The organism is Martelella alba, assembly GCF_005217455.1.
Classification (GTDB): Bacteria; Pseudomonadota; Gammaproteobacteria; order Enterobacterales; family Enterobacteriaceae; genus Acerihabitans.
The window spans coordinates 54,395-79,902 of the sequence record NZ_SZPQ01000025.1; the positions used below are offsets into that span (position 1 = coordinate 54,395).

Annotated in this window: 19 protein-coding genes; 10 read left to right on the forward strand and 9 right to left on the reverse strand. The window is 56.1% G+C overall.

Features of this window, described 5'->3' with window-relative positions:
* Nucleotides 1-155 precede the first annotated feature (155 nt).
* Nucleotides 156-890, reverse strand: coding sequence for a bifunctional 2-polyprenyl-6-hydroxyphenol methylase/3-demethylubiquinol 3-O-methyltransferase UbiG (gene ubiG / locus FCN80_RS16800; RefSeq protein WP_136991326.1), 735 nt, complete (start codon nucleotides 888-890; stop codon nucleotides 156-158).
* A gap of 204 nt (nucleotides 891-1,094) precedes the next feature.
* Here ubiG and gyrA point away from each other — a divergent pair, with 204 nt between their 5' ends.
* Together gyrA and rcsC are read left to right on the forward strand one after the other, a co-directional pair.
* Entirely contained in the window at nucleotides 1,095-3,770 is a 2,676-nt protein-coding gene (gene gyrA, locus FCN80_RS16805; protein ID WP_136991327.1) for a DNA topoisomerase (ATP-hydrolyzing) subunit A, read from the forward strand.
* Between the two features lie 222 nt (nucleotides 3,771-3,992).
* Complete coding sequence (gene rcsC, locus FCN80_RS16810; protein ID WP_136991328.1) at nucleotides 3,993-6,860, forward strand: two-component system sensor histidine kinase RcsC; 2,868 nt, start codon at nucleotides 3,993-3,995, stop codon at nucleotides 6,858-6,860.
* An 86-nt stretch (nucleotides 6,861-6,946) separates the two neighbouring features.
* On the opposite strand, the gene rcsB is transcribed toward rcsC, so the two are convergent.
* From rcsB to FCN80_RS16830, 4 genes are all read right to left on the reverse strand, one after another.
* Nucleotides 6,947-7,597, reverse strand: a complete 651-nt coding sequence (gene rcsB, locus FCN80_RS16815; protein ID WP_136991329.1) for a response regulator transcription factor RcsB — start codon at nucleotides 7,595-7,597, stop codon at nucleotides 6,947-6,949.
* Nucleotides 7,598-7,605: 8 nt separating this feature from the next.
* Complete coding sequence (gene rcsD / locus FCN80_RS16820; protein ID WP_136991330.1) at nucleotides 7,606-10,347, reverse strand: phosphotransferase RcsD; 2,742 nt, start codon at nucleotides 10,345-10,347, stop codon at nucleotides 7,606-7,608.
* 24 nt (nucleotides 10,348-10,371) lie between these two features.
* A complete protein-coding gene (locus tag FCN80_RS16825; RefSeq protein ID WP_136991331.1) occupies nucleotides 10,372-11,523 on the reverse strand; it encodes an MFS transporter in 1,152 nt (383 codons plus the stop codon).
* Between the two features lie 94 nt (nucleotides 11,524-11,617).
* Nucleotides 11,618-11,992: a DUF4186 domain-containing protein gene (locus tag FCN80_RS16830; protein ID WP_136991332.1), complete on the reverse strand. Its 375-nt coding sequence runs from the start codon at nucleotides 11,990-11,992 to the stop codon at nucleotides 11,618-11,620.
* Between the two features lie 922 nt (nucleotides 11,993-12,914).
* On the opposite strand from FCN80_RS16830, the gene ompC (FCN80_RS16835) reads away from it, so the two are divergent.
* The 3 genes from ompC (FCN80_RS16835) (at nucleotide 12,915) to FCN80_RS16845 (ending at nucleotide 16,913) form a co-directional block, all read left to right on the forward strand.
* Nucleotides 12,915-14,051, forward strand: a complete 1,137-nt coding sequence (gene ompC, locus FCN80_RS16835; RefSeq protein ID WP_136991333.1) for a porin OmpC — start codon at nucleotides 12,915-12,917, stop codon at nucleotides 14,049-14,051.
* Nucleotides 14,052-14,501: 450 nt separating this feature from the next.
* Entirely contained in the window at nucleotides 14,502-15,608 is a 1,107-nt protein-coding gene (gene ompC / locus FCN80_RS16840) for a porin OmpC (protein WP_136991334.1), read from the forward strand.
* 150 nt (nucleotides 15,609-15,758) lie between these two features.
* Nucleotides 15,759-16,913 (forward strand): ABC transporter substrate-binding protein, encoded by a 1,155-nt coding sequence (locus FCN80_RS16845; RefSeq protein ID WP_230492725.1) that lies wholly within the window; start codon nucleotides 15,759-15,761, stop codon nucleotides 16,911-16,913.
* Here FCN80_RS16845 and FCN80_RS16850 read toward each other — a convergent pair.
* Genes FCN80_RS16850 through FCN80_RS16865 form a run of 4 tightly spaced genes read right to left on the reverse strand, consistent with a single transcriptional unit; the run spans nucleotide 16,888 to nucleotide 20,865 of the window.
* Nucleotides 16,888-18,036, reverse strand: a complete 1,149-nt coding sequence (locus tag FCN80_RS16850) for an iron-containing alcohol dehydrogenase family protein (RefSeq protein WP_136991336.1) — start codon at nucleotides 18,034-18,036, stop codon at nucleotides 16,888-16,890. The two genes, FCN80_RS16845 and FCN80_RS16850, sit on opposite strands and share 26 nt — an antisense overlap.
* A 34-nt stretch (nucleotides 18,037-18,070) precedes the next feature.
* A complete protein-coding gene (locus FCN80_RS16855) occupies nucleotides 18,071-18,937 on the reverse strand; it encodes an ABC transporter permease (RefSeq protein WP_136991337.1) in 867 nt (288 codons plus the stop codon).
* A 23-nt stretch (nucleotides 18,938-18,960) separates the two neighbouring features.
* A complete protein-coding gene (locus tag FCN80_RS16860) occupies nucleotides 18,961-19,812 on the reverse strand; it encodes an ABC transporter ATP-binding protein (protein ID WP_136991351.1) in 852 nt (283 codons plus the stop codon).
* 30 nt (nucleotides 19,813-19,842) lie between these two features.
* Entirely contained in the window at nucleotides 19,843-20,865 is a 1,023-nt protein-coding gene (locus FCN80_RS16865) for an ABC transporter substrate-binding protein (RefSeq protein ID WP_136991338.1), read from the reverse strand.
* Nucleotides 20,866-21,224: 359 nt separating this feature from the next.
* Between FCN80_RS16865 and FCN80_RS16870 the strand changes: the two genes are divergently transcribed.
* The 5 genes from FCN80_RS16870 (at nucleotide 21,225) to FCN80_RS27260 (ending at nucleotide 25,391) form a co-directional block, all read left to right on the forward strand.
* Entirely contained in the window at nucleotides 21,225-22,265 is a 1,041-nt protein-coding gene (locus tag FCN80_RS16870; protein ID WP_136991339.1) for a malate/lactate/ureidoglycolate dehydrogenase, read from the forward strand.
* A 45-nt stretch (nucleotides 22,266-22,310) separates the two neighbouring features.
* A complete protein-coding gene (cuyA, locus tag FCN80_RS16875) occupies nucleotides 22,311-23,321 on the forward strand; it encodes a D-cysteate sulfo-lyase (protein WP_136991340.1) in 1,011 nt (336 codons plus the stop codon).
* Entirely contained in the window at nucleotides 23,321-24,049 is a 729-nt protein-coding gene (gene cuyB / locus FCN80_RS16880) for a cysteate racemase (protein ID WP_136991341.1), read from the forward strand. The genes cuyA and cuyB overlap by 1 nt, the downstream gene beginning before the upstream one ends.
* Before the next feature lie 191 nt (nucleotides 24,050-24,240).
* Nucleotides 24,241-25,206: an HTH-type transcriptional regulator Cbl gene (gene cbl / locus FCN80_RS16885; protein ID WP_306767889.1), complete on the forward strand. Its 966-nt coding sequence runs from the start codon at nucleotides 24,241-24,243 to the stop codon at nucleotides 25,204-25,206.
* Between the two features lie 62 nt (nucleotides 25,207-25,268).
* Nucleotides 25,269-25,391, forward strand: a complete 123-nt coding sequence (locus tag FCN80_RS27260; RefSeq protein ID WP_306767890.1) for a hypothetical protein — start codon at nucleotides 25,269-25,271, stop codon at nucleotides 25,389-25,391.
* The last annotated feature ends 117 nt before the right edge of the window (nucleotides 25,392-25,508 follow it).

Consider the following 25,508-nt stretch of genomic DNA (forward strand, 5'->3'; position numbering starts at 1 on the left):
TAAGTTGGGGGCGAAATGTTAACGGCAAGCGACAAAGCGCTATTTCTTCGGCGCTTGCCGCTTGTCAAGCCGAGTCGCTAAAAAATTCTAAAAGATATCTTTTGATGGATTATTAATCCCAAAGTAAGTACCTGGCGGCACGGACCCCTTGCCCGTTATCCCCCATGGCGGGTATGCAACATGTAATTGACATCCACATTGCCCCCCAGAACGAAACGGTCGCGCAGGGGAAGGTAATGCAGGCCGGTGATATGCCGCCCCCGCAAAGGCGTGTCGTCCACCCAGGCCAGCAGTTCCGCCGGTTTGATAAATTTGGCGATATCGTGGGTACCGCGCGGAACCATGCGCAGCACATATTCCGCCCCGACGATGGCCATCAGCCAGGCTTTGGGATTGCGGTTGAGCGTGGAGAAAAACACATCGCCGCCGGGTTTGACCAGCCGGGCGCAGGCGCGGACGACGGAGGCCGGATCCGGCACATGCTCCAGCATCTCCATGCAGGTAACCACGTCGTAGCGGCCGGGCTCGGCGGCGGCGCGCTCTTCCACGGTCTGCTGGATATAATCGATGTCCAGCCGGCTTTCCAGCGCGTGCAACCGGGCCACCGTCAGCGGTTCGGCCCCCATGTCCAGACCGGTGACGGCGGCGCCCTCGCGCGCCATGCTTTCGGCCAGAATGCCGCCGCCGCAGCCGACATCCAGCACCGCCTTGCCGTACAGGCCGCCGGCGCGTTCCAGAATATAGTCCAGCCGCAACGGATTAATGCGATGCAAGGGTTTGAATTCCCCTTCGGGATCCCACCAGCGCGACGCCATGGCATCGAATTTGGCGATTTCCCTTTGATCCACGTTGCCGGCGGCCGGCGGCGGATTATCCACTTCCGGATTCATTCACTGCGCTCCCTGAGTCTATAACGGGCGAAATGCTGCAAGTATACCTGGAACCGGCCGGCAGGCCAGCAATCCCTTCGGCCGGAGCGCCATGAGGCACGTCTATTCAACGCCGACAATTTTCCTGGAACGGCCACTTTGTGGTATACTTTGGCACCTTCAAATCCGGGTAGATGCTTCAATTAGTAGAGGGATAGCGGCTCAATGAGTGACCTAGCCAGAGAAATAACACCGGTCAACATCGAAGAAGAGTTAAAAAGCTCTTATCTGGATTACGCCATGTCCGTCATTGTCGGACGTGCGCTGCCGGATGTGCGGGACGGACTAAAACCAGTGCATCGCCGCGTATTGTACGCCATGAGCGTGCTCGGCAACGACTGGAACAAACCCTACAAGAAATCGGCCCGCGTGGTCGGGGACGTCATCGGTAAATATCACCCCCACGGGGATACCGCGGTCTACGATACCATCGTGCGCATGGCGCAGCCTTTCTCGTTGCGGTACATGCTGGTGGACGGTCAGGGCAACTTCGGCTCGGTGGACGGCGATTCCGCCGCGGCAATGCGTTATACCGAAGTCCGTATGGCGAAAATCGCCCACGAACTGCTGGCGGATCTGGAAAAGGAGACGGTGGATTATGTGCCGAACTACGACGGCACCGAGCAAATCCCCGACGTCATGCCCACCAAGATCCCCAACTTGCTGGTCAACGGCTCTTCGGGCATCGCGGTGGGGATGGCCACCAATATCCCGCCCCATAACCTGACGGAAGTCATCAACGGCTGCCTGGCCTATATCCATGATCCCGACATCAGCGTCGAAGGCCTGATGGAGCACATACCGGGGCCGGACTTTCCCACCGCCGCCATTATCAACGGCCGGCGCGGCATCGAGGAAGCGTATCGCACCGGCCGGGGCAAGATTTTGATTCGCGCCCGGGCGGAAGTGGAAACCGACGCCAAAAACGGCCGCGAAACCATCCTGGTGCATGAAATTCCCTATCAGGTGAACAAGGCCCGCCTGATTGAAAAAATCGCCGAGCTGGTGAAGGACAAGCGCATCGAGGGCATTAGCGCGTTGCGCGACGAATCCGATAAAGAGGGCATGCGCATCGTCATCGAGATCAAGCGCGACGCGGTGGGCGAAGTGGTGCTGAATAACCTCTATTCCCAGACGCAGCTGCAAGTCTCGTTCGGCATCAATATGGTGGCGCTGCACGAGGGGCAACCCAGGATACTGACGCTGAAGGATATCCTGGCCGCCTTCATCCGGCACCGCCGCGAAGTGGTCACCCGCCGGACCATTTTCGAGCTGCGCAAAGCGCGCGAGCGCGCCCATATCCTCGAGGCGCTGGCGGTGGCGCTGGCCAACATCGAGCCGATTATCGAACTCATCCGCAACGCGCCCACCCCGGCCGAGGCCAAATCCGCCCTGGTCGCCCAATCCTGGGCGCTGGGTTCGGTGGCCGCCATGCTGGAGCGCGCCGGCGACAACGCGGCCCGGCCTGAATGGCTGGAGGATCAATACGGCATTCATGACGGACGCTATTATCTGACCGAGCAGCAGGCCCAGGCCATCCTTGATCTGCGCTTGCAGAAACTGACCGGGCTGGAGCACGAAAAGCTGCTGGACGAGTATAAGGAACTGCTGGCCCAGATCGCCGAGCTTATCATTATCCTGGAAAACCCCGAGCGGTTGATGGAGGTGATTTGCGAAGAGCTGACCGCCATGAAAGCGCTGTACAGCGATCCCCGCCGCACTGAAATCACCGTGAACACGTCCGATATCAATATCGAGGATTTGATCAACCAGGAGGATGTGGTTGTCACCCTGTCTCACGAGGGTTATGTCAAGTACCAGCCGCTGTCCGACTATGAGGCGCAGCGCCGCGGCGGCAAGGGCAAGATGGCGGCCCGCATCAAGGAAGAGGATTTTATCGAGCGACTGCTGGTGGCCAACACCCACGATACCATCCTGTTGTTCTCCAGCCGCGGGCGCCTGTACTGGATGAAGGTCTACCAATTGCCGGAAGCCAGTCGCGGCGCGCGCGGTCGGCCGATTGTCAATTTGCTGCCGCTGGAGCCGGACGAGCGTATCACCGCCATTTTGCCGGTGCGCGAGTATGAGGAAGGACGGCATGTTTTCATGGCCACCGCCAGCGGTACCGTGAAAAAGACCGCGCTTGCCGAATTCAGCCGCCCCCGCAGCGCCGGCATCATCGCCGTCAATTTGAACGAAGGGGATGAACTGATTGGCGTGGATCTGACCGACGGGCGAAGCGAGGTCATGCTGTTTTCCGCCTACGGCAAGGTGGTGCGCTTCCCCGAGGAGCAGGTTCGCTCCATGGGCCGCACCGCAACCGGCGTGCGCGGCATCAATCTGGCCGAGGGCGATCGCGTGGTGTCGTTGATCATACCGCGCGGCGACGGACCGATCCTGACCGTGACGCAACATGGCTTCGGCAAACGCACCGCCCAGAACGAATATCCCACCAAGTCGCGGGCCACCCTTGGCGTTATTTCCATTAAAGTGACGGAACGCAACGGGCAAGTGGTCGGCGCGGTGCAAGTGGCGGACAGCGATCAGATCATGATGATCACCGACGCCGGCACGTTGGTGCGCACCCGGGTGTCCGAGGTCAGTATCATCGGACGCAACACCCAGGGCGTGACGCTTATCCGCACCGTGGAAGGCGAGCATGTGGTCGGATTGCAGCGGGTGGCCGAACCGGTGGACGAGGAAGATTTGGTCGATGTCAAAGCCCTGGCGGAACAAGACGGTCTCCCCGAACCGGAAGATGACGTCGGTGACGATATCGATGAGGAGATCGATGACGGGGGTATCGACGACATGGACGACGAAGACGACGCCGACAGATAACCCGGCGGCCGTCCCCACGGCCCCTCGCCGCCCTCCGGTCCCCGGCCGGCGACGGGTCGGACAGCGGGAGAAGACGGACGCCGGCGGCGATAGGGCCGCATCCGGCGCCGCGAGGTCAATGCCAGCGTATGTCGCTGGCTTTTTTTATCCGGGGCCGGTAGTGTATCGCCAGAGGCGTACCCAGATTCATTACGATTCAGCATTCGCCGGGAGGGTGCGGTTTTGAAATACTTTTCGTCATTTCGCACCACCATAAAAATTTCCCGCTATTTGTTCCGGACGCTGGCGCTGCTGCTTTGGGCGCTGGGGGCTTTGCTGTCGGCGTTTTATATGATAAGCCTGCTGCACCAGCGCGAATCCGATTTACGCCAGGAGTTCAATACCATCTATGCCCAGGCACAGAACTATTTCACCCGTTCCGCCACCATCATGCGCGAGATCAAGTACGTGGCGGAAAACCGGCTCAGCGCCGGTTTACCGAGCCTCGACACGCTAAACGGCCTGCTTGTCGGCCGCGTCACGCGCCCGCAATACCTGCCGCTAAACCCCGGCAGCGACTGTGGCGCCGTCGACGCCGAATACCACAGCGCGGTGGATTCGCTCAGTTATTTTCTCAGCTATTGGAAAGACAGTTTTTCCGATAGCTATGATCTTAATCGGGTTTTTTATATCAATGGCGAAAATCTGTGCATGGCGGATTTCAACTTGCGCAATGTCAGCAATGCCGGCAGCACGTTGCCCAAAAGCCTGCAACAGCAAATGCTCAAATACCGCAACGCCCGGCAAAACGATCCGGAGGACGATCTCTATTGGGTCGTGCCGGGCGCCCGCTCCGGCGACGGCTACTTTTACGCGCTGACGCCCATCTATGTGGCCAACAAACTGGAAGCCATGCTTGGCATTGAGCTGAGCGTCCGGCTGGAGGATTTCGCCGCCAACAGCAGCCTGCCCATGGGTATCGCGCTGCTGGATCAAAACAATGCCCCGGTGATTACCCTCTCAGAGGGAGAGCGGCGCGCGGCCCTGTTGACCGACTATCCGGAAGCGGCCAGTTTTTACGGCTATAACGAGGGGTACAAGGATCTGGTGCTTAAACGCAGCTTGACGCCGACCTCGCTCAGTATCGTTTACTCGTTGCCGCTATCGGTCGTCATGGAAAATTTCAAGCTGACGTTTCTCAATGCGCTGTTGCTCAATTTTCTTTCGGCGGCGCTGTTGTTGACGCTGACCTGGCTATTTGAGCGCAAGATGTTCGCGCCGGCGGAGAAAAATGCCCTGCAATTGGAGGAAAACGAGCAATTCAATCGCAAAATCGTCGCATCGGCGCCGGTGGGCATCTGTATCTTGCGTATCAGCGACGGCGCCAATCTGATCAGCAATGAACTGGCGCATAATTACTTAAGCTTGCTGACCTTTGAGGATCGCGAACGCATCATCCGTATCATCTGCCGTCAACAGGTCAATTTCGTCGATGTGATGACCAGTAATAACAATAACTTGCAAATCAGTTTCGTGCATTCGCGCTACCTGAACGAAAATGTAGCCATCTGCGTATTGGTGGATATTAGCGCCCGGGTGAAAATGGAGGAATCGCTACAGGAAATGGCCGCGGCGGCGGAACAGGCCAGCCAGGCGAAATCCATGTTCCTGGCCACCGTCAGCCATGAGCTGCGCACGCCGCTATATGGTATTATCGGCAATCTGGATTTGCTGAAAACCAAAGAGCTGCCGGAAGGGGTCGATCGGCTGGTCATGGCCATGAACAATTCTTCGGCGCTGTTGCTCAATATTATCAGCGATATCCTGGATTTCTCGAAGATTGAATCCGATCAACTGAAAATTGAATCGCGCGGTTACTCGCCGCGGGAAGTCATTAGCCATATCGCCGGCAATTATCTGTCGCTGGTGGTGAAAAAGCGTCTGGGATTGTACTGCTTTATCGATCCGGGCGTGCCGGAAAGTTTGCGCGGCGATCCGGTGCGGTTGCAGCAAGTTCTGTCCAATATCCTCAATAATGCCATTAAATTCACCCGCAGCGGTTGCATTACCGTCAGCCTTTATTGCCATGACGGCTATTTGCAGATCTGCATTCGCGATACCGGGGTTGGCATACAGCAACGGGAATTGGTAAAGCTGTTCGACCCCTTCGTCCAATTGGGCGGCGGCGATCAACAGCAATTTCACGGCACTGGCCTGGGGCTGGCCATATGCGAAAAACTGGTCAGTTTGATGGACGGGGATATCGCCGTGGAGTCCGAAAGCGGACTGGGCAGCCAATTCACCATCCGTCTGCCGCTCTATCAAGCGGTGTATCCCCGCCGGGAGGCCGTGGATGCGTTCCGCGGCAAAGGTTGCTGGCTGGCGCTACGCAATAATGCCCTGGAATGTCATTTAAGACGGATACTTGAGCCATGGGGTTTTATCGTGCGCCGTTATACCGGTCTGGCCATTCCCGCCGACGATGTGCTTGTCGGGGAGGATACGCCTCCCGGCCATGCGCGACACCGGGCATGGATCCGTTTCGCCCTTGAGCATATCGGTCCGGCGATGGAAACCGCGCCCGGCGCCTGGCAACTGAGTCCGGCCTTCGCCGAAGAGCTCCCGGCCATTTTGCGGAAAATTTATTGCCCCGAACACACCCCGACGGCGCCGGCGCTGGTCGGCCCCGTACTGCCGGTCAACGGCGAGAATCTTGATATTCAGGTTCTGGTGGTGGATGATCATCCCATCAATCGTCGCTTGCTGGCGGATCAATTGGGATCGCTGGGGTATCGGGTAGCGACCGCCAACGACGGCGTCGATGCGCTCAATTATCTAGGTAAGCAACCGGCGGATATCGTGTTGAGCGATGTCAACATGCCCAGAATGGACGGCTATGAATTCACTCGCCGTTTACGCCGGCAAGGCAACGCTACGCCGGTCATCGGCGTCACCGCCAACGCCATGGCGGATGAAAAGCAGCGCTGTCTTGACGCGGGGATGGACAGCTGTTTATCGAAACCGGTGACCCTGGCCATATTGCAGCCGGTACTGGAACAGTTCAGCCGCCAGGTCAGGGAGCGTCGGGAAACGGCGCAAGCACAATCCTGACGCAATCTATTGCAGGCGACGCGATAGCGCGTCCGTATCAGGGCCGCGGCGGCCGTGAGCGGGTATCCCCGCTCAGGTCGGTGCGATTATTCTTTATTGGCCGGCGTCATGCTCACCGACGAGAGATAGTTGAGCAGGGCGATATCATTTTCCACGCCAAGTTTCAGCATCGCCGATTTCTTCTGGCTGCTGATGGTTTTGATGCTGCGATTGAGCTTTTTGGCGATCTCCGTAACCAGAAACCCCTCGGCGAACAGGCGTAGCACTTCGCTTTCCTTAGGTGAAAGCCGTTTGTCGCCGTAACCGCCGGCGCTAATACGCTCAAGCAGTTTCGCCACGCTATCGGGCGTGTATTTTTTGCCTTTTTGCAACGATGCCAGTGCTTTGGGCAAATCCGTGGGCGCGCCCTGTTTGAGCACTATCCCATCAATATCCAGTTCAAGCACCGCGCTTAAAATGGCCGGGTTGTTATTCATCGTCAGCACAATGATGGCCAACTGGGGATAATGGCGCTTGATATATTTAATCAGGGTAATACCGTCGCCGTATTTTTCGCCGGGCATTGAAAGGTCGGTCACCAAAACATTAGCGTCCAGTTTGCCGAGGCTATTGATGAGAGACGTAGAGTCCTCAAATTCACCGACAACTTTTACCCATTCAATTTGTTCCAGTGATTTGCGAATCCCAAACAGGACGATCGGATGGTCATCGGCAATGATGACGTTGAGATTATTCATAGAGTTGACTACCTTGCATGCTGTAGCAGTTTAATGACAAAAACATCAATTTGGCGGATATCGTGGCCGATTTTTGAATTATCATTTTCTCTGTTAGCGAGTTTTATGTGTTGTTCCAGCATTTCGCATAATTGCTTACCGTGAACCAGATTCAGCATGGCAAAGACACCTTTTAGTCGATGCGCTGTCTGGGCCAGAGCAGATAAATCACCGTTTTCGGCCTCAGTATACAGCCTCTTGACGTCATCCGGTACTGTCTCGACGAAGAGCGGGATATAATCGCCCGTCAGCAGCGGTACCGTATCCGCTTGAGCGCCTTGGGTTTCCTGGGCGGCGTCGTCTGTATTTTCGGCGTGCTCCAGTCGCAGCTCCATCAATTGTAGCACCGCCTCCAGTAACGTCGCGCAGAGATTATAATTCACCGCCAGCCGCCGGGGCGTTAGCAGGGAGATGCCTACCGTATCCCCTTGCAACAGAACGGCGAAATCCTCCAGCCGCGACGGATCATCGGTGAACAGCAGGTCATGCTGACGGGGCTGGAGGTGCTCATCCGGATGCAGGACCTCCGCGCCCCATTGCGTCAGCATATCGCTGACAATGACGTGAACTTCATCATTGGCGATATCCAGCAAGGCCAGCACGCCCGCCAGAATTTTCTCCTGCTCGCCGGCATCGCCCTCCCCGGCGCTATCCATAACCGGCAACAACAGCCGCAGTCGATAGCGGGTCCCGATATCCGGCGTGCTGTGAATTTCCAGACCGCCGCCCATTTTCTTGGACAAATGATTGCACAAAAACCAGGTCAGACCCGATCCCCGCCGGTAGGTATCCCGCTGGACCGGATGGATAAACGGCTGCTGGAGGTTCGCCAGTTCCTTGGCGTCGATTCCGCTGCCGGTATCGTCCAGACTGATGAGCACGGTGTCGGCCCGCACCGGATCCTGTTCCGTGGTCAAAACGATTTTGCCGTAGGCGGTGTTGATGATGCTGTAGTCCAGCAGCAGCGAAAGAATCTTTTTCAGCGCGGCGCCGTCGCCGGTATATTGCCTCTGCAAGGATAAACGAAAATGGTTAAACAGGCTCAATCCCTTTATCCGTATATCGGACAGCCGTTCCGCGAGCAATTCCTCCACCAGCGTGGAAAGGGAAAACGCCTGCGGCTCCGGTTGCCAATCCTGTAATTCCAATTGGGTCAGCCAGCGCACATTATCGAACAAAACCCGTAATTGCCCGGCGGCGAACTTCAAGGAGGCAAGCAGATGGCGGCGCGTTTGTTCGTCATCGGCGCAAAGCAATTCATCCACCTGTCCGGTCATTTCCCGTAACGGCTCGTCCAGTTCATGTTGCAGGTTGCTCAAAATGGCCCGACGGGCCTGATGATTTTTATTGAGTTCCTGCTGGGCCTGTTGCAATTTTTTATTAACCAAAACCTCTTTGTCGTGATCGAGTAATTGGAACAGATAGGTTTCAGGGGACAGGCGGCTTTTGTACATGCGGATTTCGTAAACTTCATTATTCACCGTGGCCTGGATGATACCCTGATGACTTTCCGCGAGATTGGCGATTTTTTGCAAACTGAGGTGGGGCAGCAGATGATCGGCGATTTTATTGCTGGCCACCAGATTATTGGCGCCGAAGTCGTACACCAGCAAACCCAATGGTAAATTGGCGATGACCTCTTCACTGAGAATCTGCCGGGATTTCAAGGCTCGGGCCATATTTTCCCGCGGGCGCAGAAAATGTTGGCGAACCAGGTAAATGCCAATCATCGATAAGGCGATCATCAACAGATTGATGGCGATAGGCCATAGGTTATTGCGCAGCAAGTCCACCGTCAGGCTGGTCAGCGGCACGCGATACACCAGGTTGAGGGGCGCATCGGGCAAACGGGCGTTGATGAACAGCGTCGACCCTTTGATCTGGCTGCCGATAAGCTGCATACCGTCCTGGGTATCATCGCCGCTGTCCGTATCGCTATTGTCCACGTCCAAATCGGCTTCGTCGGTGCTCAGCGCGAAGTCGGCGCGGGCCATCGTCAACGGTATCAAATCGTTGACCGGCAAATCGGCGGCGATAATGGTCGCCAGATGGCCGGGCTGGTTAAAGATAATCCGTTGAGTGAAGTAATAATCGTTTTGAAAACGGTATTTGCGCAACGGGGAAAAACTTTCCCGCTGGTCCAGTATATTGGCTTGTTGCAGCATCTCGGCCCGGCGGGTCTTGATAAGCGTGCTGACATAGCTGTCTTCGAAACGGGTGGCGCTGTCGCGCAGCGGCTGGGTCGAAATCAACGTCAGGCTGTTATCGGTGCCGTTTAAAAAATACAGGGAATATTGATTGTTTTCCGCGCCCCACAGAATATCGAGATAGGACGACATGGCGGCGGCTGATAGCAAGGTACTGGCGTCGTGAGCGCCGAAAATCAATGCATCGGTTTTTTTATGCGCCTTGTCGACGTAATACACATCGGGCCGCAGGCGGACTTCCCGCGGAAGGGCGGTATTGGTCATGGATTCGCTGTTATTGAGGCTGACCGACAAGTCGTACAGTTGATCCGCCACGGTCCGGTAACGATCGATACGTTTTTGCAAGCCGGCGGAAATCACGGCCATACTGTGCTTTTTCTCAATAAGATAGGCATTGACCGCTTGGAAACCGAGCAACCACAGAGACAATAACAGCAGGCAGATCAGTAATAACAGGCTGCGGGTCAGGGCCGCCGAGGTCAATTTGATGTTCTTGATTCGCATAGAGCAGGCTTCGCCTTGTAAGGGTTACCGAGTCGCGTGACGCGCGCTTGCGCCGACCAGCAAGAGTAACAGCGCAATACCGCCGATCGCGGCGGGCAGGCTGGTGAGATGCGCGATAAAACCAATCAGCGCCGGGCCGGCCAGAATACCGGCGTAGCCGACACAGGATATCGCCGCCAGGGCCTGGCCGGGCGGCATGTCTTTCTGGCTGCCGGCCACGCTGAACAGCAGCGGCACCAGATTCGCCGCGCCGAATCCCACCAGCAGAAAACAAGACAGCGTGATATACGCATTGTTCACCGCGATAGCCAGGCCCAGCCCGGCCGAGGCGCAGAGGCTTCCTCCCAGTAACGTGCGATAGCGGCCGACGGCATTGATAAGTCTGTCGCCTCCCAGACGACCGAGCGTCATGGCGATGGAAAACAGCGCGTAGCCCAATCCGCCCCAGGCGCTGTCCAACCCCCGTCTCGAAGTCAGAAACAGGGCGCTCCAATCCAGCATCGCGCCTTCGGTCATAAAGAGAATAAAACATAACGCGCCGATAAACATCACTTTGCCGCGCGGCAAAGCGAAGATCGGCCCCCTCTTGCCCATGGAGCGCTCGGCGAGAAAATCGCCGGCGGCATACAACAGCAGTCCCAGACAGACCAGATCCACGACCACCACCGACCACAACGGATTCAGCCCCAGCCCCAGCAGTATGCTGACCAGGCTTGCGCCGCTGATTCCGCCGATGCTGTAAAATCCATGGAATCCGGACATCATGGCCCGGCCGCTGGCTTTTTCCACCTGGACGGCCTGAATATTCATGGTAATGTCCATCGCGCCCAGCCCCATGCCGAACAGCAGCAGGGCCAATCCCAATGGCAGCGGCCTGTCGATAATGGCCAGGGTGGGCAGAACCAACACCATGATAACCGCGGATCCCACCAGAAGCGGTTTACAGCCTAAACGGCCCGCCATGGGCGCCGCCAGCGGCAATGCCAGCAGGGAGCCGACGCCCAGACAAAGCAGCAGCATGCCCAGCGAGGCGTCATTGGCGCCCAGGCGCTGCTTGGCAAAGGGCACCAACGGCGCCCAGGACGACATGCCGAAACCGGCGATGAAAAAAATGATTCTGGTGGCGATACGCACCGGCAGGGCCGCATGGCGTTCCGGATTCAGCGTCTCTGTCATAATGCTTGCGGCAACTCCCCCGCCTGGAAAAAACAAGGCCCCGTCGTCGCAACGGGACAGATAAACAACCGAGTCGTCACGAATGTGCCGTCAATCAGGGCGTTTCGTCGTCGCCCCGCCGGCGTAACCAGAGCGCGATAAATTGTAGTATATATTCCTGCTGCGCTGGGGTCAGAGCCTGCCCCCGGGCGATACCGTGCCATTTTTCCAGGCAACCGCGACAGCAGGTGGCCGTGGCGTGTTGGGCGACAAACACCGGATGCCCCCGCCAGGGCGTCTGCTTACCGTCTCTTGGGGGGAGGGCCGGCGAGAGGCGGGCGGCGATAAAATCCCGGGCATGGGATAAAATGACCGGTAACCCCTTGGCGCGCAAATAGGCCCGATCTTTCTGGTTGAGATGGAATTTGGCGCGAAACGTCGACTGCTGTAAACGGTCCCAGATGATGTCGAATATGGGGTCTTGCTGCATGGTTTCCCTCCCTTACCCTGCCTCTTTCACGCTGCAGCGGTGTTGGCCGCGCCCACTCGCCCCAGTCACTTAGTCAGCTAAGCTCCTGGGGACTCGCGGACTTGCCGCCTTGCTGCAACGCGAAAGTTTTTGGGTAATTACCCTGCCTCTTTCACGCTGCAGCGGTGTTGGCCGCGTCCGCAATTGGAAATGTATCAGGTTTTCCGAGTGTAACACGACTCGCGACGAAGGACGATGACTGGTAAGGCCGGCCCGCGACGAGCGGCCTGGAGAAACGTTAATAACGGTAATTAACTAAACCGTGTTTGCAAAGACCTGGCTTCAAATGAATTTTAAGAATGTACCTATTGTGTGGAAAATATATTCATTTTTTTAATAATTTAATTAATAAATGTTAATTTAGAAATACACTGAATCCGCCATTAACATCTTGTCATGTTTAATTCTTATTCAATCCATATTATCTTCTTTATCAGTTCATAATCATTTCTAGCGCGTAAAAAAGCCGGCACAAGGCCGGCTAACAGATTTTTTAAAATCAAATGAGAGTAATAATGACAATTTAATGATGATAGCTATTAAATGATAGTACAAAAAAATAATGTTTTTTGCCACATTGTGCTATTTTTATTATAAATATAAATATATGATTTTAAGCGAGTTTTTTGATTACCCAAAACAAGATCTACCTCAAAGTTTTATTTATTATGGTGTGGTGAATATCAAGTAAGTTCCATGCCTGTTACATTTTAAAATACTAAATTTGCAATTTGAAACACTGTAGGCCAATTGGTATCATTTTTACGCTAGTATATATTTCCATTTCTAGCAAAATAAGATCGCGTATCAGATTTACACCTAATGATACAACACTCAAAGCAAAATAGTGGCCAAAGATAATAAATACACTGAGGACAAGAAGATGAAACTACAGGTTCTAGCCCTGGTGATTCCAGCATTGTTAGTGGCTGGTACAGCGGGTGCTGCGGAAGTCTATAACAAAGACGGTAATCAGTTGGATTTGTTCGGATCTCTCCACGGGTTGCATTATTTCTCCGATAACAATTCTCAGGATGGCGATCAGACCTACGCCCGTATCGGCTTCAAGGGCCAAACCCAGATCAATGACCAACTGACCGGCTACGGCGATTGGGAATACCAGATCCAGGCCAACCATACCGAGGGCGGCAGCGACGCGCAAGACGGCAACCACACCCGGTATGCCTTCGCCGGTTTGAAATACGGCGATTACGGTTCATTCGATTATGGACGTAACGACGGTATCCTCTACGACATCACGTCGTGGACCGACATGCAGCCGGAATTCGACGGCTCCACCTATGGTGCCGATCAGTTCATGTTCGGCCGCGCCACCGGCGTCGCCACCTATCGTAACAAGAACTTTTTCGGCCTGGTGGATGGTCTGAACTTCGCTGTCCAGTACCAGGGCCAGAACGGCAGCCCGGAAGAAAACGTCAACGGCCGCGATGTATTGGGCCAGAATGGCGACGGCTACGGGATGTCGCTGAGCTATGATATCGGCTGGGGCTTGTCCGTCGGCGGCGCGTTCTTTAATTCCAAACGCACTGACGAACAAAACGGCCTCAACAATGCGGGTATCTCCGGACGCGGCGACAACGCGGAAGGTTACACCGGCGGCCTGAAATACAACGCCAACAATATCTACGTGGCGGCGGAATTCACTCAGTCCTATAACGCGGCGCCTTTCGGCTCCAGTGATAGCGATGTTTACGGTTATGCCAACAAGGCGCAATCCTTCGAAGCTTATGCGGGTTATACCTTCGATTTCGGCCTGGTGCCGTTCGTTGGGTATAACCAAACCCGTGCCGAAAACATCGGCGCCGCCGGCGATGGCAATACCTATAACAATCAGGACCTGGTCAAGTTTGTCGACCTGGGCGCCACTTACTACTTCAACAAGAACATATCGACCTATGTTGACTACAAGATCAACCTGATCGATAGCAGCCAGTTTAGCAAGGCGGCCGGCATCAACACCGACGATGTTGTCGCCCTCGGCTTGGTTTACCAGTTCTAATTCCTTCAACGGATACTCTGCGGGCAACAGCGATGTTGCCCGTTTTTGTATTATTTCCCTCCCGTCCCTTCCGTTCTGTTTTATCGCCAGCCCCGCCTTTAACCATAATCCGGCATTAATATCTTTTCGATTGCGGCTTGGTTTAAGTTTCTGACTCTACTATCCGTTGACGGGAATGTATTATGCCCTGGGGTCCATGCGGCAATTCATGTTTCTATCCATAAAATAATATCATTCGCTCATTTTCAATTGATACAGTTCGGTGGCTTTGATTAATGAACAATAAATTTAAAATACAAATATTCAATTAAATCATATAATTATAATAATTTATCGGCTAATGGAAACAGGGTTTGGCGAACTTATCGTCATGGTAAATTCATGGGTGGTCGGTGACGCCATCTTCGTTGACGCTTTATCGATAATGGAAAAATAATTCCAGAGGGAAAAATGAAACTACGTCTTCTTTCAATCGCGATGCCGGCTTTTTTTATGTCCTCCATGGCCGACGCGGCCGAAATCTATAATAAAAACGGCAATAAGTTGGATTTCTCCGGCAGTATTGTCGGTGTGCATTATTTTTCTGACAATAAGCAGGCCGACGGCGATCAATCCTATATGCGTTTCGGTTTCCAGGGCGAAACGCAGATCAATGACCAACTGACCGGCTATGGTCGATGGCAGCACCAGGCCGAACTGAACAGAACCGAGGACGAAAGCAAGAACAAGGGCAATTCCACCTTGCTGGGGTATGTGGGACTGCGTTACGGCCAGTACGGCTCCTTCGACTATGGCCGCAATTTCGGCATTCTCTATGACGTGATGTCCTGGACCGATATGCTGCCGGAGCTGGGCGGCGATACCTACGGCGTCGACGATATGATGTCCAATCGCGGCAACGGTCTGGCCACCTACCGCAACCGGGGATTTTTCGGCCAGGTGGAAGGCTTGGACTTCGCCGTCCAGTATCAGGGCAAGAATACCGAAGGCAAACGGGGCAAGGGCCGCGATGTCATGGCGGCCAATGGCGACGGCTTCGGCATGTCGGCATCCTATAAGCTTTCCGACCGGGTCAGCGTCGCCGGCGCCTTCAGTACCAGCAAACGCACCGAGGGGCAGCGCAATCTGGCTTATGGCGGCGGCGACAGGGCCAATGCCTATTCCGGCGCGCTGAAGTACGATCATGAAGCCGTGTATCTGGCCATGATGTATACCCAAAGCTATAACCTGATGCGCTTTGGCGACGCAGCCAGTGAAGATCATATCCATGGGTTCGCCAGCCGGGCGCGCAACCTCGAATTCGTCGCCCAGTATCTGTTCGATTTCGGTTTGCGTCCCACCCTGGCGTATGTTCTGGCCCGCGGCAACCGTCTTGGCGATTACGGCAGCCAGGATCTGCGCAAATACATCGATATCAGCGCCAGCTATAATTTCAACAAAAATATGCTGGCTTATGTTGACTACCAGATTAATCTATTAAAGGAGAATAATTTCTCTAGAGCCGCCGACATTCATCGCGAAAATATCCTGGCGCTGGGCATGGTCTACCAGTTCTGATAACAGATCAGCCTACGTTTCCCGGCCCGTGGGCAACGTGGTCCCGCCAAGGATGATGTCGTGGCCTGTCCCGCGAGTTCTATACTCTGAATACGTCGCGTTGCATCGCGGCGGCAAGTGAGCGCGGCCAACAAAGAGGCAACGTGAAGTATGACGAGTATAAAGCGGCGCGCAGGCTTGCCGGAAGGACCGGAAGGACCGGAAGGACCGGAAGGACCGGAAGGACCGGAAGGAAAGGCGGCGTCCACTCATCGGCGGGTCATTGACTTGGCAAAAGGGAAACGGATCATGAATGACAGAACAGGGTTGAAAAAGGCGTGGCTGGCCGGCGTATTGGTCGCCGTAGGTGTCATCATGGCGGCGTCCCTCGCGGTGTCGCCAGCCCGGGCGGCGACACCGCCGGTCAAAGTCACTTTCGTACAGGAATGGCCGGTGGCCGACGGGTTCTGGATCCCCTGGACGTTGGGCAAAGCCAAGGGTTTCTATCTTGATGAAGGCATCGATCTCAACATCGTCGCGCCGCCGACGGTGGCGGATACGATGAAATTCCTCGGCACCGGTCGGGCGGATCTGGCCTTCACCACAGTGATGGATATCATTTTCGCCAAGGAACAGGGCGCCCCGGTCATCGCCATTGGCCGGTACGGCACCGGCAACAACTGGGGCATTTTCACCCCGCAGGGTCATCCGTTGACGGTGGCGCAGTTGAAAGGCAAAAAAATCGGCATCTATAACGACGCCTGGACCAAGGCGCAGCTTTCGCTGATGCTCAAAAGCGCCGGCATGACATTAAACGATGTCCAGATGGTGGCGGCCGCCGATGACACCGTGCCGTTACTGCTGCAAAACCGGGTTGACGCCACCACCGGCATTACCAACGCCGAAGGTACCGAACTGGCGGTGGTCGGCAAGGAGCAGCCGGAATTCATCCCCGCCATAGCCCATGGCGTACCGGATACGCCGATTTTCATGTTTGCCGGCAATCAGCGTTGGCTGGATAAGCATCCGGAACTGGCAAAGGCGTTCATGCGCGCCACCAGCAAGAGCATCCGCTATGCCATCGCCCATCCGGATGAGGCTATCGCCGCTTTCGCCAAGCAATACAGCAAGTCCTACGACGCCGACTTCGTCAAGCGGCAATGGCAGGATACCATGGCGGTACTGGGCGCGCCGGACGACAATCAACTGAAGTTAACCGATCAGGCCTGGAGCGATTTGTTACAAGCGGTCACCGCGCTAGGCATCGTGAAACAGGCCCTGCCGCCGTCCCAATATTACACTAACGCGTATCTGCCCCAGCAATAATGCCGGACTTACCCGGGGGCGCCGCTTGTGTGGCGGCGCCCCCGGGTTGGCCGTCATTGGCGAGAATGGCCCGCATGATGCGCCCGGCATCGAGTGGAAAGGGCAGCCGGGCGGCAACGGCCGGGGGAATTTTTACCTCACGGGCGAGGGTTTGCGCCCGGGATTCACGCTCTTCCCTGATCCCCAACCCCGCCAGCGTTACCGGCATGGAAAAATCGGCTAGCAAGGACAGCAGTTTTAATTGTGACGGCGCGTCGGCGTCATCCAGACGGGATTGTACCGCCAATCCGAAACCCACCAGTTCCCCATGCAGAAATCCCCGTAAGTCAGACTGGCGGGTCAGGCTGTTATGAATGGCGTGCGCGACGCCTATTCGCGGAAACTCGTCCCGCATGCTATTGGCCATCCCGGCCAAGGCGATAACCGCATCCACCGTTTTTAGCAACGCCGGCGTGACCCGGCCGTGTTCATTGGCATCAAGGGCATCTTTAGCATGTTGCTCGATAATATCCAGCGCCAGCCTGGCGGCTTGCGCTTTGAGAACAAGCGAGAGACTGTCGTCCTTGGCCCGCAGATACGGCTCGAATTCAAACCATTTCGCCAATGCGTCCACTATTCCGGCTTTGAGATAGCGCACCGGCGCGGCAGCGATGATTGCGCTATCCACCAGAACCCAGTCCGGCGTTCGTTCAAGGGCCATGGAATGCAAATGGGCGCCGGTATCGCTGTAAAGCACGGTAATAGGCGACCAGGCGGCACAGGTCGCGGCGATGGTGGGCACGGTGATAAGCGGCCGCCGGCCGCTGGATTCCGCCACGCCCTTGGCGGTGTCCAGCACTTTGCCGCCGCCGACGCCGATAATCAGCGCGGCATTATCGGCGTCGGCCCGTCCGGCGAATGCAGCGATAGTATGAGCGGTGCATTCGCCTTGCAGGAAATAACGCCGATAGCGGATCCGTTTCGCGCCAAAGCTGTTATCGATTGCCTGTCGGGCCGTTTGCCACGCCCGGGGGCTGGTAATGATCATGACGCCTTCGCGGGCGATCGGCGCCACATATTCGCCGATGCGATAGAGCAGTCCCGTTTCGTTCAGGTAGTGTTGCGGCGCTTTTACGACAATCACGTGATTTCCTCTTGTCCGGAGCCGGCGGCAGGCGTTATTTCTGCATACCCCAGCGTTTCACGGTGACGCGCTCCAAGGAGGTGAAAATCAACCCCTCCATCAACAACCCTATCACGATCACCGAAATAAGACCGGCAAAAACCCGATCAGTGAATAACTCATTACGGTTCTGAAAAATGTACCAGCCCAATCCGCCGGTGCCGCTGGATGCGCCGAACACCAGTTCGGCGGCGATCAGGGTTCGCCAGGCGAACGCCCAGCCGATTTTGAGGCCGGAAATGATCGAGGGCAGGGCGGCGGGAACCAGGATATGCCAGACAAAACGGACTCCTCGTAAATGGTAATTACGTCCGGTCATGCGCAACGTATCGGATACGCCGAGAAAACCGGAATAGGTGTTTAGCGCCATCGGCCACATCACCGAATGCGCCAGGACAAATATCAGACTGTTCTCTCCCAACCCGAACCATAACAGTGAAAGCGGCAGCAGGGCGATGGCGGGCAAAGGGTTGAACATGGATGTCAGCGTACTGAGCGCATCGCGGCCGATACGGGATGAAACCGCCAGTGCGCTCAGAACCAGCGCCAATGTCGTGCCGATAAGATAACCTTTTATCAGCGTGCCGAGGGAAAAACCGATTTTGGTCGGCAATTCACCGCTGACCGTATCTTGCAGGAAAGCCCGCGCGGTCTGGATAAATCCGGGCAATAGCAAGGCATTGTTCTGCCAGCGGGCGGCAATTTCCCATAACGCCAGCAAGACCAGCAGGATAACCGACTTGCGCAGCCAAGATCGGTTCCACAGGCGGCTGGTTGTTGGCAGCGGCTTTTCCAGCCTCTGATCATCCAGTGGCGGCAACTCATAGAGGACTTCCGGGCGCACCGGCGGCAGTATGTTCATCGCGCTTTCTCCTTGCCCGGTTTTCATTTTCCCACCACCCGAAAGCGCGAGCGGACATCGTCGGCGGGGGGCGGCGTTAGCGTGTCCTGCCGCTCGGCGCCGAACAGCAAAGCATGAATGCGTAGGGCGGCGTGCTGGAATGCGTGGCCGCCAAAATCATTGATGCCGTATTGATGGCTGTTGATTTCCGCCCGGACCCGGCCGGGATGCGGCGACAACAACAATATCCGGTTGCCTATCGCCAGGGCTTCCTCGATGGAATGGGTAACGAACAATAAGGTAAATCGCGCGTCTTGCCAAAGCGTTAGCAGTTCTTCTTGCATTTTGCGCCGGGTCAGGGCGTCAAGGGCGGCGAAAGGTTCGTCCATCAACAACACCTTAGGTTGCATGGCCAGCGCCCGGGCGATGGCCACCCGCTGTTTCATGCCGCCGGACAATGTATGGGGGTAAGCGTCGGCGAAATCCGCCAGGCCCACTTTGTCCAGGAAGTGGCGGGCGTGTTCCCGGGCTTCCGCCCGCCGGGCCTTGCCGCTGGCTATCAACGGAAACATCACATTCGCCAATACGGTTTTCCAGGGCGGCAGTTGATCGAACTCCTGAAAAACCATCACGCGATCGGGACCTGGCTCAGTCAGGGCGCGGCCTTCCAATTCGATGCGGCCGTCCGCGGTCGGTAAAAAACCGCCGACAGCCTTGAGCAGGCTGGATTTGCCGCAGCCGGAAGGTCCCAACAGGACAAAACGATCTGCGCGATAGACATCAAAACTGACCTGGTGCGTGGCGCGAGTCACCCCTTGCGGGCCGCGATACTCCAGATTCACTGAACGCACCCGCAACAAAGGCGTGGCCGCGGCCGATGGGATAATGTTAGTCATCATACTGTTCTCTCCTCCGCCATTGCGCCATTAACTGCCCGGCAGCGCATAGGCTTCCGGAAAGAAATAATCTTTCCAGGATGCGGCCCGGTTTTTCAACACGCCCAAGTCATAAAGTTTCTCGGCGTAAATAAATGTTCTCTGCGGGGTAATGGTGAAATCGTTTTGCGGATCATTGAGGATTTTTTCCACCAGCGCCAAGGGCAGGTGGGATTTTTCCACCCGGATATAGGTTTGCGCCGCCGCATGTTTATCGTCCTTGATAATATTGGCGGCATCGGCCAGCGCATCGAAAAAAGCTTTATAGGTTTTCGGATTCTGGTCGTGAAATTTCTGGGTGGTATAAAGCAGATTAAATGTCGCCTGACCGCCCAACACATCATAGGAACTGAGAATTTTATGAATATTGGCATGTTCCAATGCCTGATATTGGTACGGCGGACTGGAAAAATGCGCCGTGATCACCGAACCGCCGGAAATTAACGCCGCCGTGGCGTCTGGATGGGGCAGACTGAGGGTGATATCATCAAAACGCTTATAATCGGCATTGCCATACAAACGGGCGGTTTCAATCTGTAACGTGCGGGACTGAAAACCCACTCCCGCGGCCGGCACCGCGATGCGGTCCTTATCAGTCAAATCCTTGATACTTTTGACCGCCGGATTATTACTGAGCAGATAGTTCGGCATAGAGCCGAGCGACGCGATGGCCCTGACATTCTGTTTGCCCCGCGTGCGGTCCCATACCGTGAGGGCCGGCGGTACGCCGGCGGACACCACATCCAGCGAACCCGTCAGCAGGGCCTCATTCATGGCGGTGGCGCCGGACATTTTGTGCCAATTGACCTTGATGTCCAGTCCTTCCGCTTTGCCGTGCTTCTCAATAAGATGTCTGTCCTGGACCACGTCCAATATGAGATAGCCGATACCGAACTGCTGGGCGATGCTGATGGTGCCTTCGGCCCGGGCCTGTCCGGCGCCGGCCAATTGGCCGATGGCCAATAATAATCCAAGCGCGATAATACCGCCTGTTTGTCGTGGCAATGCGTTCATGGTTTTTCCTGATGTCAAGCCAAAAGAAATTTTTGCTATCTTAAGGAGAGACTGGGCTATTCGGTAAAGTGTTTTTTGGAATATATTAGAATTAAATTATTAGATAATTTTTAGAAAATAATATCCAAATACTTTCTAAGGATAACGTTAAGTATCCGGTTACCTCGTGGCTGACAAAAACAATATGCAGTAGGGCGCGTTTATACGCGCAATACGTCGAATTGCATCGCAGCCAACAAACAGGCAACCTGCGGTATGACGAGTATAGCGATATTTCAGTTTTGCTTAGCAAATACTTATCTTTTGGCGTTACATTCATTAGCGCTATAGTGCTGGCAATTTCATGGGGAGGAATGCCAGTGCCGGTTTTTCAGCATCATTTTTTACGTCAATATGTGGCCGCCCGTCTGACCGATAGGAATATTAAGGCGGATATCGCCCGGCAAGTGGCGGACAATCTGGTGGAATCCTGCCTTAAAGGTCATGATTCCCATGGCGTCAGTATGTTGCCGCGTTATATTGACGCCATGGGCGAGGGTGGACTGCATCCCCATGCCGATGCGGTATTAACCCTGGATGCCGGCGCGCTGTTGTCTTTTGATGGCCAACAAGGGTTCGGACAAGTGGTCGGCCGGCAGGCGGTGGCGCAAGGCATTGAACGGGCCCGGTTCAACGGCGCGGCCATCGTGGGCTTGGCCAATGCCCATCACCTCGGCCGCATCGGCGCCTGGGCGGAGCAGGCCGCCGAGGCCGGCCTGGTTTCCCTTCATTTCGCCAATGTCAACAGTCGCTCGCCGGTAGTTCCCTGGCAAGGGCGAACGCCGCGGCTTGGCACCAACCCTTTTTGTATCGGCGTCCCGGTCCGCGGCGCCCCGCATCCGCTGATCCTGGATTTCGCCACCAGCATTATCGCCGGCAACAAGGCGCGGATCGCCTGGAACGCCGGCCGGCAACTGGAACCGGGCTGCATCGTTGACGATCGCGGGCAACCGGCGGTGGATCCCCGCTGGTTAATGGAAGCGCCGTTCGGCGCCCTGTTGCCTTTCGGCCAGCACAAAGGGTCCGGCCTGTCGGTCGTGTGCTCGTTATTGGGCGCGGCGTTGACCGGCGGATTGACTGAACGCCATGACAACCGTGATAAGCAGCGCATTCTGAACAGCATGTTATCCATATTTATCGACCCGGCGAAACTGGGCGGCGCGGACAGCTATCAGCGGGAGATTTCCGGTTTACTGGAATGGGTACGCGGTTCACGTCCCGACGGCGACCTGCTGCTGCCCGGCGATGTGGAAGCGCGGCATTACCGGCAACGATTGGCCACCGGAATCGTTATTGATGAAACCAGTTGGCGGCAATTGGCGGCGTTGGAAAACACGTCGGCTCGCGCCATCGGCCACTGACCTTGAAAGACCCTGGTCTTTTCAACCTATTGATTGGAGTTCCTTATGCATTTGGCCCGTTTCCCCCGGATCTCGCTGGGACATTTTCCTACCCCACTGGAGCCCTTGCGCAATCTCAGCCGCTATCTCGGCGGTCCGCAGCTGTATATCAAACGCGACGATTGTACCGGCTTGGCCACGGGCGGCAATAAAACCCGCAAACTGGAGTTTTTGCTGGCCGATGCCGTGCGCCAGGGCGCGGATAGGGTGATAACCCAAGGGGCCACCCAATCCAACCATGTGCGCCAAACCGTGGCCGGCGCGGCGAAAATCGGACTCAAAACTCAGATTCTGCTGGAAAAGCGGGTGGCGCGGTTCGGCGAAGACTACCAACGTTCCGGCAATGTCTTGCTGGACGACTTGCTCGGTGGCGTAGTAGTCGATCACCTGCCGGCGGGCAGCGATATGCAACAGGCCATGGAAAACCTGGCCGCCTCCCTGCGCGAGCAAGGGCATCGCCCTTATGTCATCCCTGGCGGCGGGTCCAATCCCATCGGCGCGCTCGGTTACGTGGCCTGCGCCGAAGAATTGCTTTATCAGTCCGGGTGCCAACGGCTGCGCATCGATCAGGTGGTGCATGCCACCGGCAGTACCGGCACCCAGGCTGGCCTGGTGGCCGGGCTGAACGCCAGCAACAGCGGCATTCCGGTATTGGGCATTAGCGTGCGGGCGCCACAGGCCAAACAGGAGGAAAATGTCTATGCCCTGGCGGTGGCCACCTGGCGGCTGCTTGGCGCCCGCGGTGAACTGCCGCGGGAAAAAGTGGCCGTCAACGGCGATTATGTGGGCGAGGGCTACGGATTGCCCACGGAAGGCACGCTTGAAGCCCTGCGGCTGACCGCCCGGCTGGAAGGTATTTTGCTTGATCCGGTTTACACCGGCAAGGGTATGGCGGGGCTTATCGATCTGATTCGCCAAGGCCGGTTCGGCAAAGATGAAAACGTGGTATTTGTGCATACCGGCGGCACGGCCGGGCTATTCGGCTATCGCCAGATCCTGCAAGGGCATAACCGCTGATGGGAGGATTCCTGCTGGGGATATTGGGCGGTATGGGACCACTGGCCACCGTGGACCTGCTGCAAAAAATTATCGAGGAAACGCCGGCCAGCCGCGATCAACTGCATGCTCCGGTGGTGGTTTGGAATGTGCCGCAGGTACCCGACAGGCAACTGGCGCTGGCGGGCGCCGGGCCTTCGCCGCTGGCGCAATTGCAGCTAGGGCTGGCGCAATTGAACCGGATGGACGTCAGCCGCGTCCTGATACCTTGTAATACCGCCCACTATTGGTATCCGCAATTAGCGCAAGCCAGCCGGGCGCCAATTCTCCATATCGCTGATGCCGCGACGGAGGAATTACGCCGGCAGACGGTTAACCGGGTGGGACTCATCGCCACTCAGGGTACCCTGGACGCCACTCTTTTTCAGCCGCGTTTCGCTGAACTGGGCATTGAAACGCTGATACCACGGGCGGCGGAAATGAAGGAATGGTTCGTGCCGGGTTGTTACGCGGTAAAACGGGGTGACTTGCGCCAGGGCGGCGAAGGATTTGCCCGTTTGGCCGACGCGTTGGCCAAACGCGGCGCCGAGCGGCTGGTGCTGGCCTGTTCCGAGGTGCCGCCGGCGCTGGCGGCCATGCGCTCGCCTTGGCTGGCTATCAGCATTGACCCGACCCGCGCGCTGGCCAAGGCCGCCGTGCGCTATTGGCTGGCCTACCGCGACCGCGACGCCGAAAAAACGGTTATATGAAAACCTGGCATACGAAATGAATTCGACCCGGTTTTCAGGCGAAATAGGCTTACCGGCAAGTGCGTTATCCCGCTTAGTCTAAAAAACTATAACTTACCTCTTTTTCTTATTTGTTCCAAACGCGTTTCCTCGGTATGTATAGAGACTCTACATCATTTAAATTGCCTCCCGGCGATTGAGATAAAGGAGACATGGCTGTGAACTTCCAGCAACTACGTATTATTCGGGAATCCGCAAGATGTCACTATAATCTCACCGATGTGGCCAGTATGCTTTTTACTTCCCAATCCGGAGTCAGTCGCCATATTCGTGAATTAGAAGAAGAACTGGGCGTGGAAATTTTTATTCGCCGCGGTAAGCGCCTGATGGGAATGACCGAACCGGGAAAAGCCTTATTAGCGGTTGCGGAGCGTATCTTGAGCGATGCCAATAATATTCGCCGTATCGCTGATGTGTTTGCCAATAACGATGCCGGCGAGCTGTCCATCGTTACCACGCATACCCAGGCGCGTTATAGCCTACCGCCGGTTATCAAGGAATTCCGCTCGCTCTATCCGCGTGTTCGGCTGATATTGAATCAGGGCAGCCCGGAGGATATTGTCGCCATGTTGCAAGCCGGCGAGGCGGATGTGGGGATTGCCAGTGAAAGACTGATGAGCGAGGAGTCCCTGGCGGCTTTTCCCTATTACCGTTGGCATCATGCCATCCTGGTGCCGGAACATCACCCGTTGACCCTGGAGACGAAAGTGACGCTGGAGGCGTTGTGCCAATATCCGTTGATTACCTATCGGCGCGGCATCACCGGCCGTTCCCGATTGGACGCGGCGTTCCAGGCCGCCGGCCTGGCGCCGGAAGTGGTATTGAGCGCCCAGGATTCCGATGTGATCAAAACATATGTGGAATTGGGGCTGGGCGTCGGCCTGCTGGCGGATATGTCTTACCATCGCCAACGTGATGCCGGCCTGGCCAGTATCAATGCCGAACATTTATTTGAGGCCAATACGGTGTGGCTTGGGGTAAAACGCGGGCAACTGCAACGGAAATACGCTTGGCGTTTCATTCAGCTCTGTCATCCGCAATTAAGCCTGGCCGACATCGAGGAACAGGTGTTTTCGTCCCATGCCGCCGTGGCCGAGGCGATTGACTACCAAATTTGACGATAAGGCGGCGAAGGGGCTTCGCCGCCCCGGCTTCCCTCACGTCATTATCGGGGAGCCCTGTGATTGACCTGCCTGTGGTTCATGTCCGTTACGGGGTATTGATACGAGATCGACTGGCCGGTTTTAAGCAAGTCGGCGTAGCTTTTACCAGCGGGGTTATCCTGGCGCGTCAATGCTCGTAACAGGTGTGGCGTTTTCGAGATGGGGACCGGCGCCGACGCCGGCCGCAAATGAATATTGGACGCCCGCGTATCGTACGGCAGGTGAGGGGCGTTAATAGAGGCATATGGATTGCCCGC

Excerpts from the sequence above, each read along its gene's own strand:
- ubiG (WP_136991326.1), bottom strand. The coding sequence starts at position 890 with ATGAATCCGGAAGTGGATAATCCGCCGCCGGCCGCCGGCAACGTGGAT.
- gyrA (WP_136991327.1), top strand. The coding sequence starts at position 1,095 with ATGAGTGACCTAGCCAGAGAAATAACACCGGTCAACATCGAAGAAGAG.
- rcsB (WP_136991329.1), bottom strand. The coding sequence starts at position 7,597 with ATGAATAATCTCAACGTCATCATTGCCGATGACCATCCGATCGTCCTG.
- rcsD (WP_136991330.1), bottom strand. The coding sequence starts at position 10,347 with ATGCGAATCAAGAACATCAAATTGACCTCGGCGGCCCTGACCCGCAGC.
- FCN80_RS16825 (WP_136991331.1), bottom strand. The coding sequence starts at position 11,523 with ATGACAGAGACGCTGAATCCGGAACGCCATGCGGCCCTGCCGGTGCGT.
- FCN80_RS16830 (WP_136991332.1), bottom strand. The coding sequence starts at position 11,992 with ATGCAGCAAGACCCCATATTCGACATCATCTGGGACCGTTTACAGCAG.
- ompC (WP_136991333.1), top strand. The coding sequence starts at position 12,915 with ATGAAACTACAGGTTCTAGCCCTGGTGATTCCAGCATTGTTAGTGGCT.
- ompC (WP_136991334.1), top strand. The coding sequence starts at position 14,502 with ATGAAACTACGTCTTCTTTCAATCGCGATGCCGGCTTTTTTTATGTCC.
- FCN80_RS16845 (WP_230492725.1), top strand. The coding sequence starts at position 15,759 with ATGACGAGTATAAAGCGGCGCGCAGGCTTGCCGGAAGGACCGGAAGGA.
- FCN80_RS16855 (WP_136991337.1), bottom strand. The coding sequence starts at position 18,937 with ATGAACATACTGCCGCCGGTGCGCCCGGAAGTCCTCTATGAGTTGCCG.
- FCN80_RS16860 (WP_136991351.1), bottom strand. The coding sequence starts at position 19,812 with ATGACTAACATTATCCCATCGGCCGCGGCCACGCCTTTGTTGCGGGTG.
- FCN80_RS16865 (WP_136991338.1), bottom strand. The coding sequence starts at position 20,865 with ATGAACGCATTGCCACGACAAACAGGCGGTATTATCGCGCTTGGATTA.
- cuyA (WP_136991340.1), top strand. The coding sequence starts at position 22,311 with ATGCATTTGGCCCGTTTCCCCCGGATCTCGCTGGGACATTTTCCTACC.
- cuyB (WP_136991341.1), top strand. The coding sequence starts at position 23,321 with ATGGGAGGATTCCTGCTGGGGATATTGGGCGGTATGGGACCACTGGCC.
- cbl (WP_306767889.1), top strand. The coding sequence starts at position 24,241 with ATGGCTGTGAACTTCCAGCAACTACGTATTATTCGGGAATCCGCAAGA.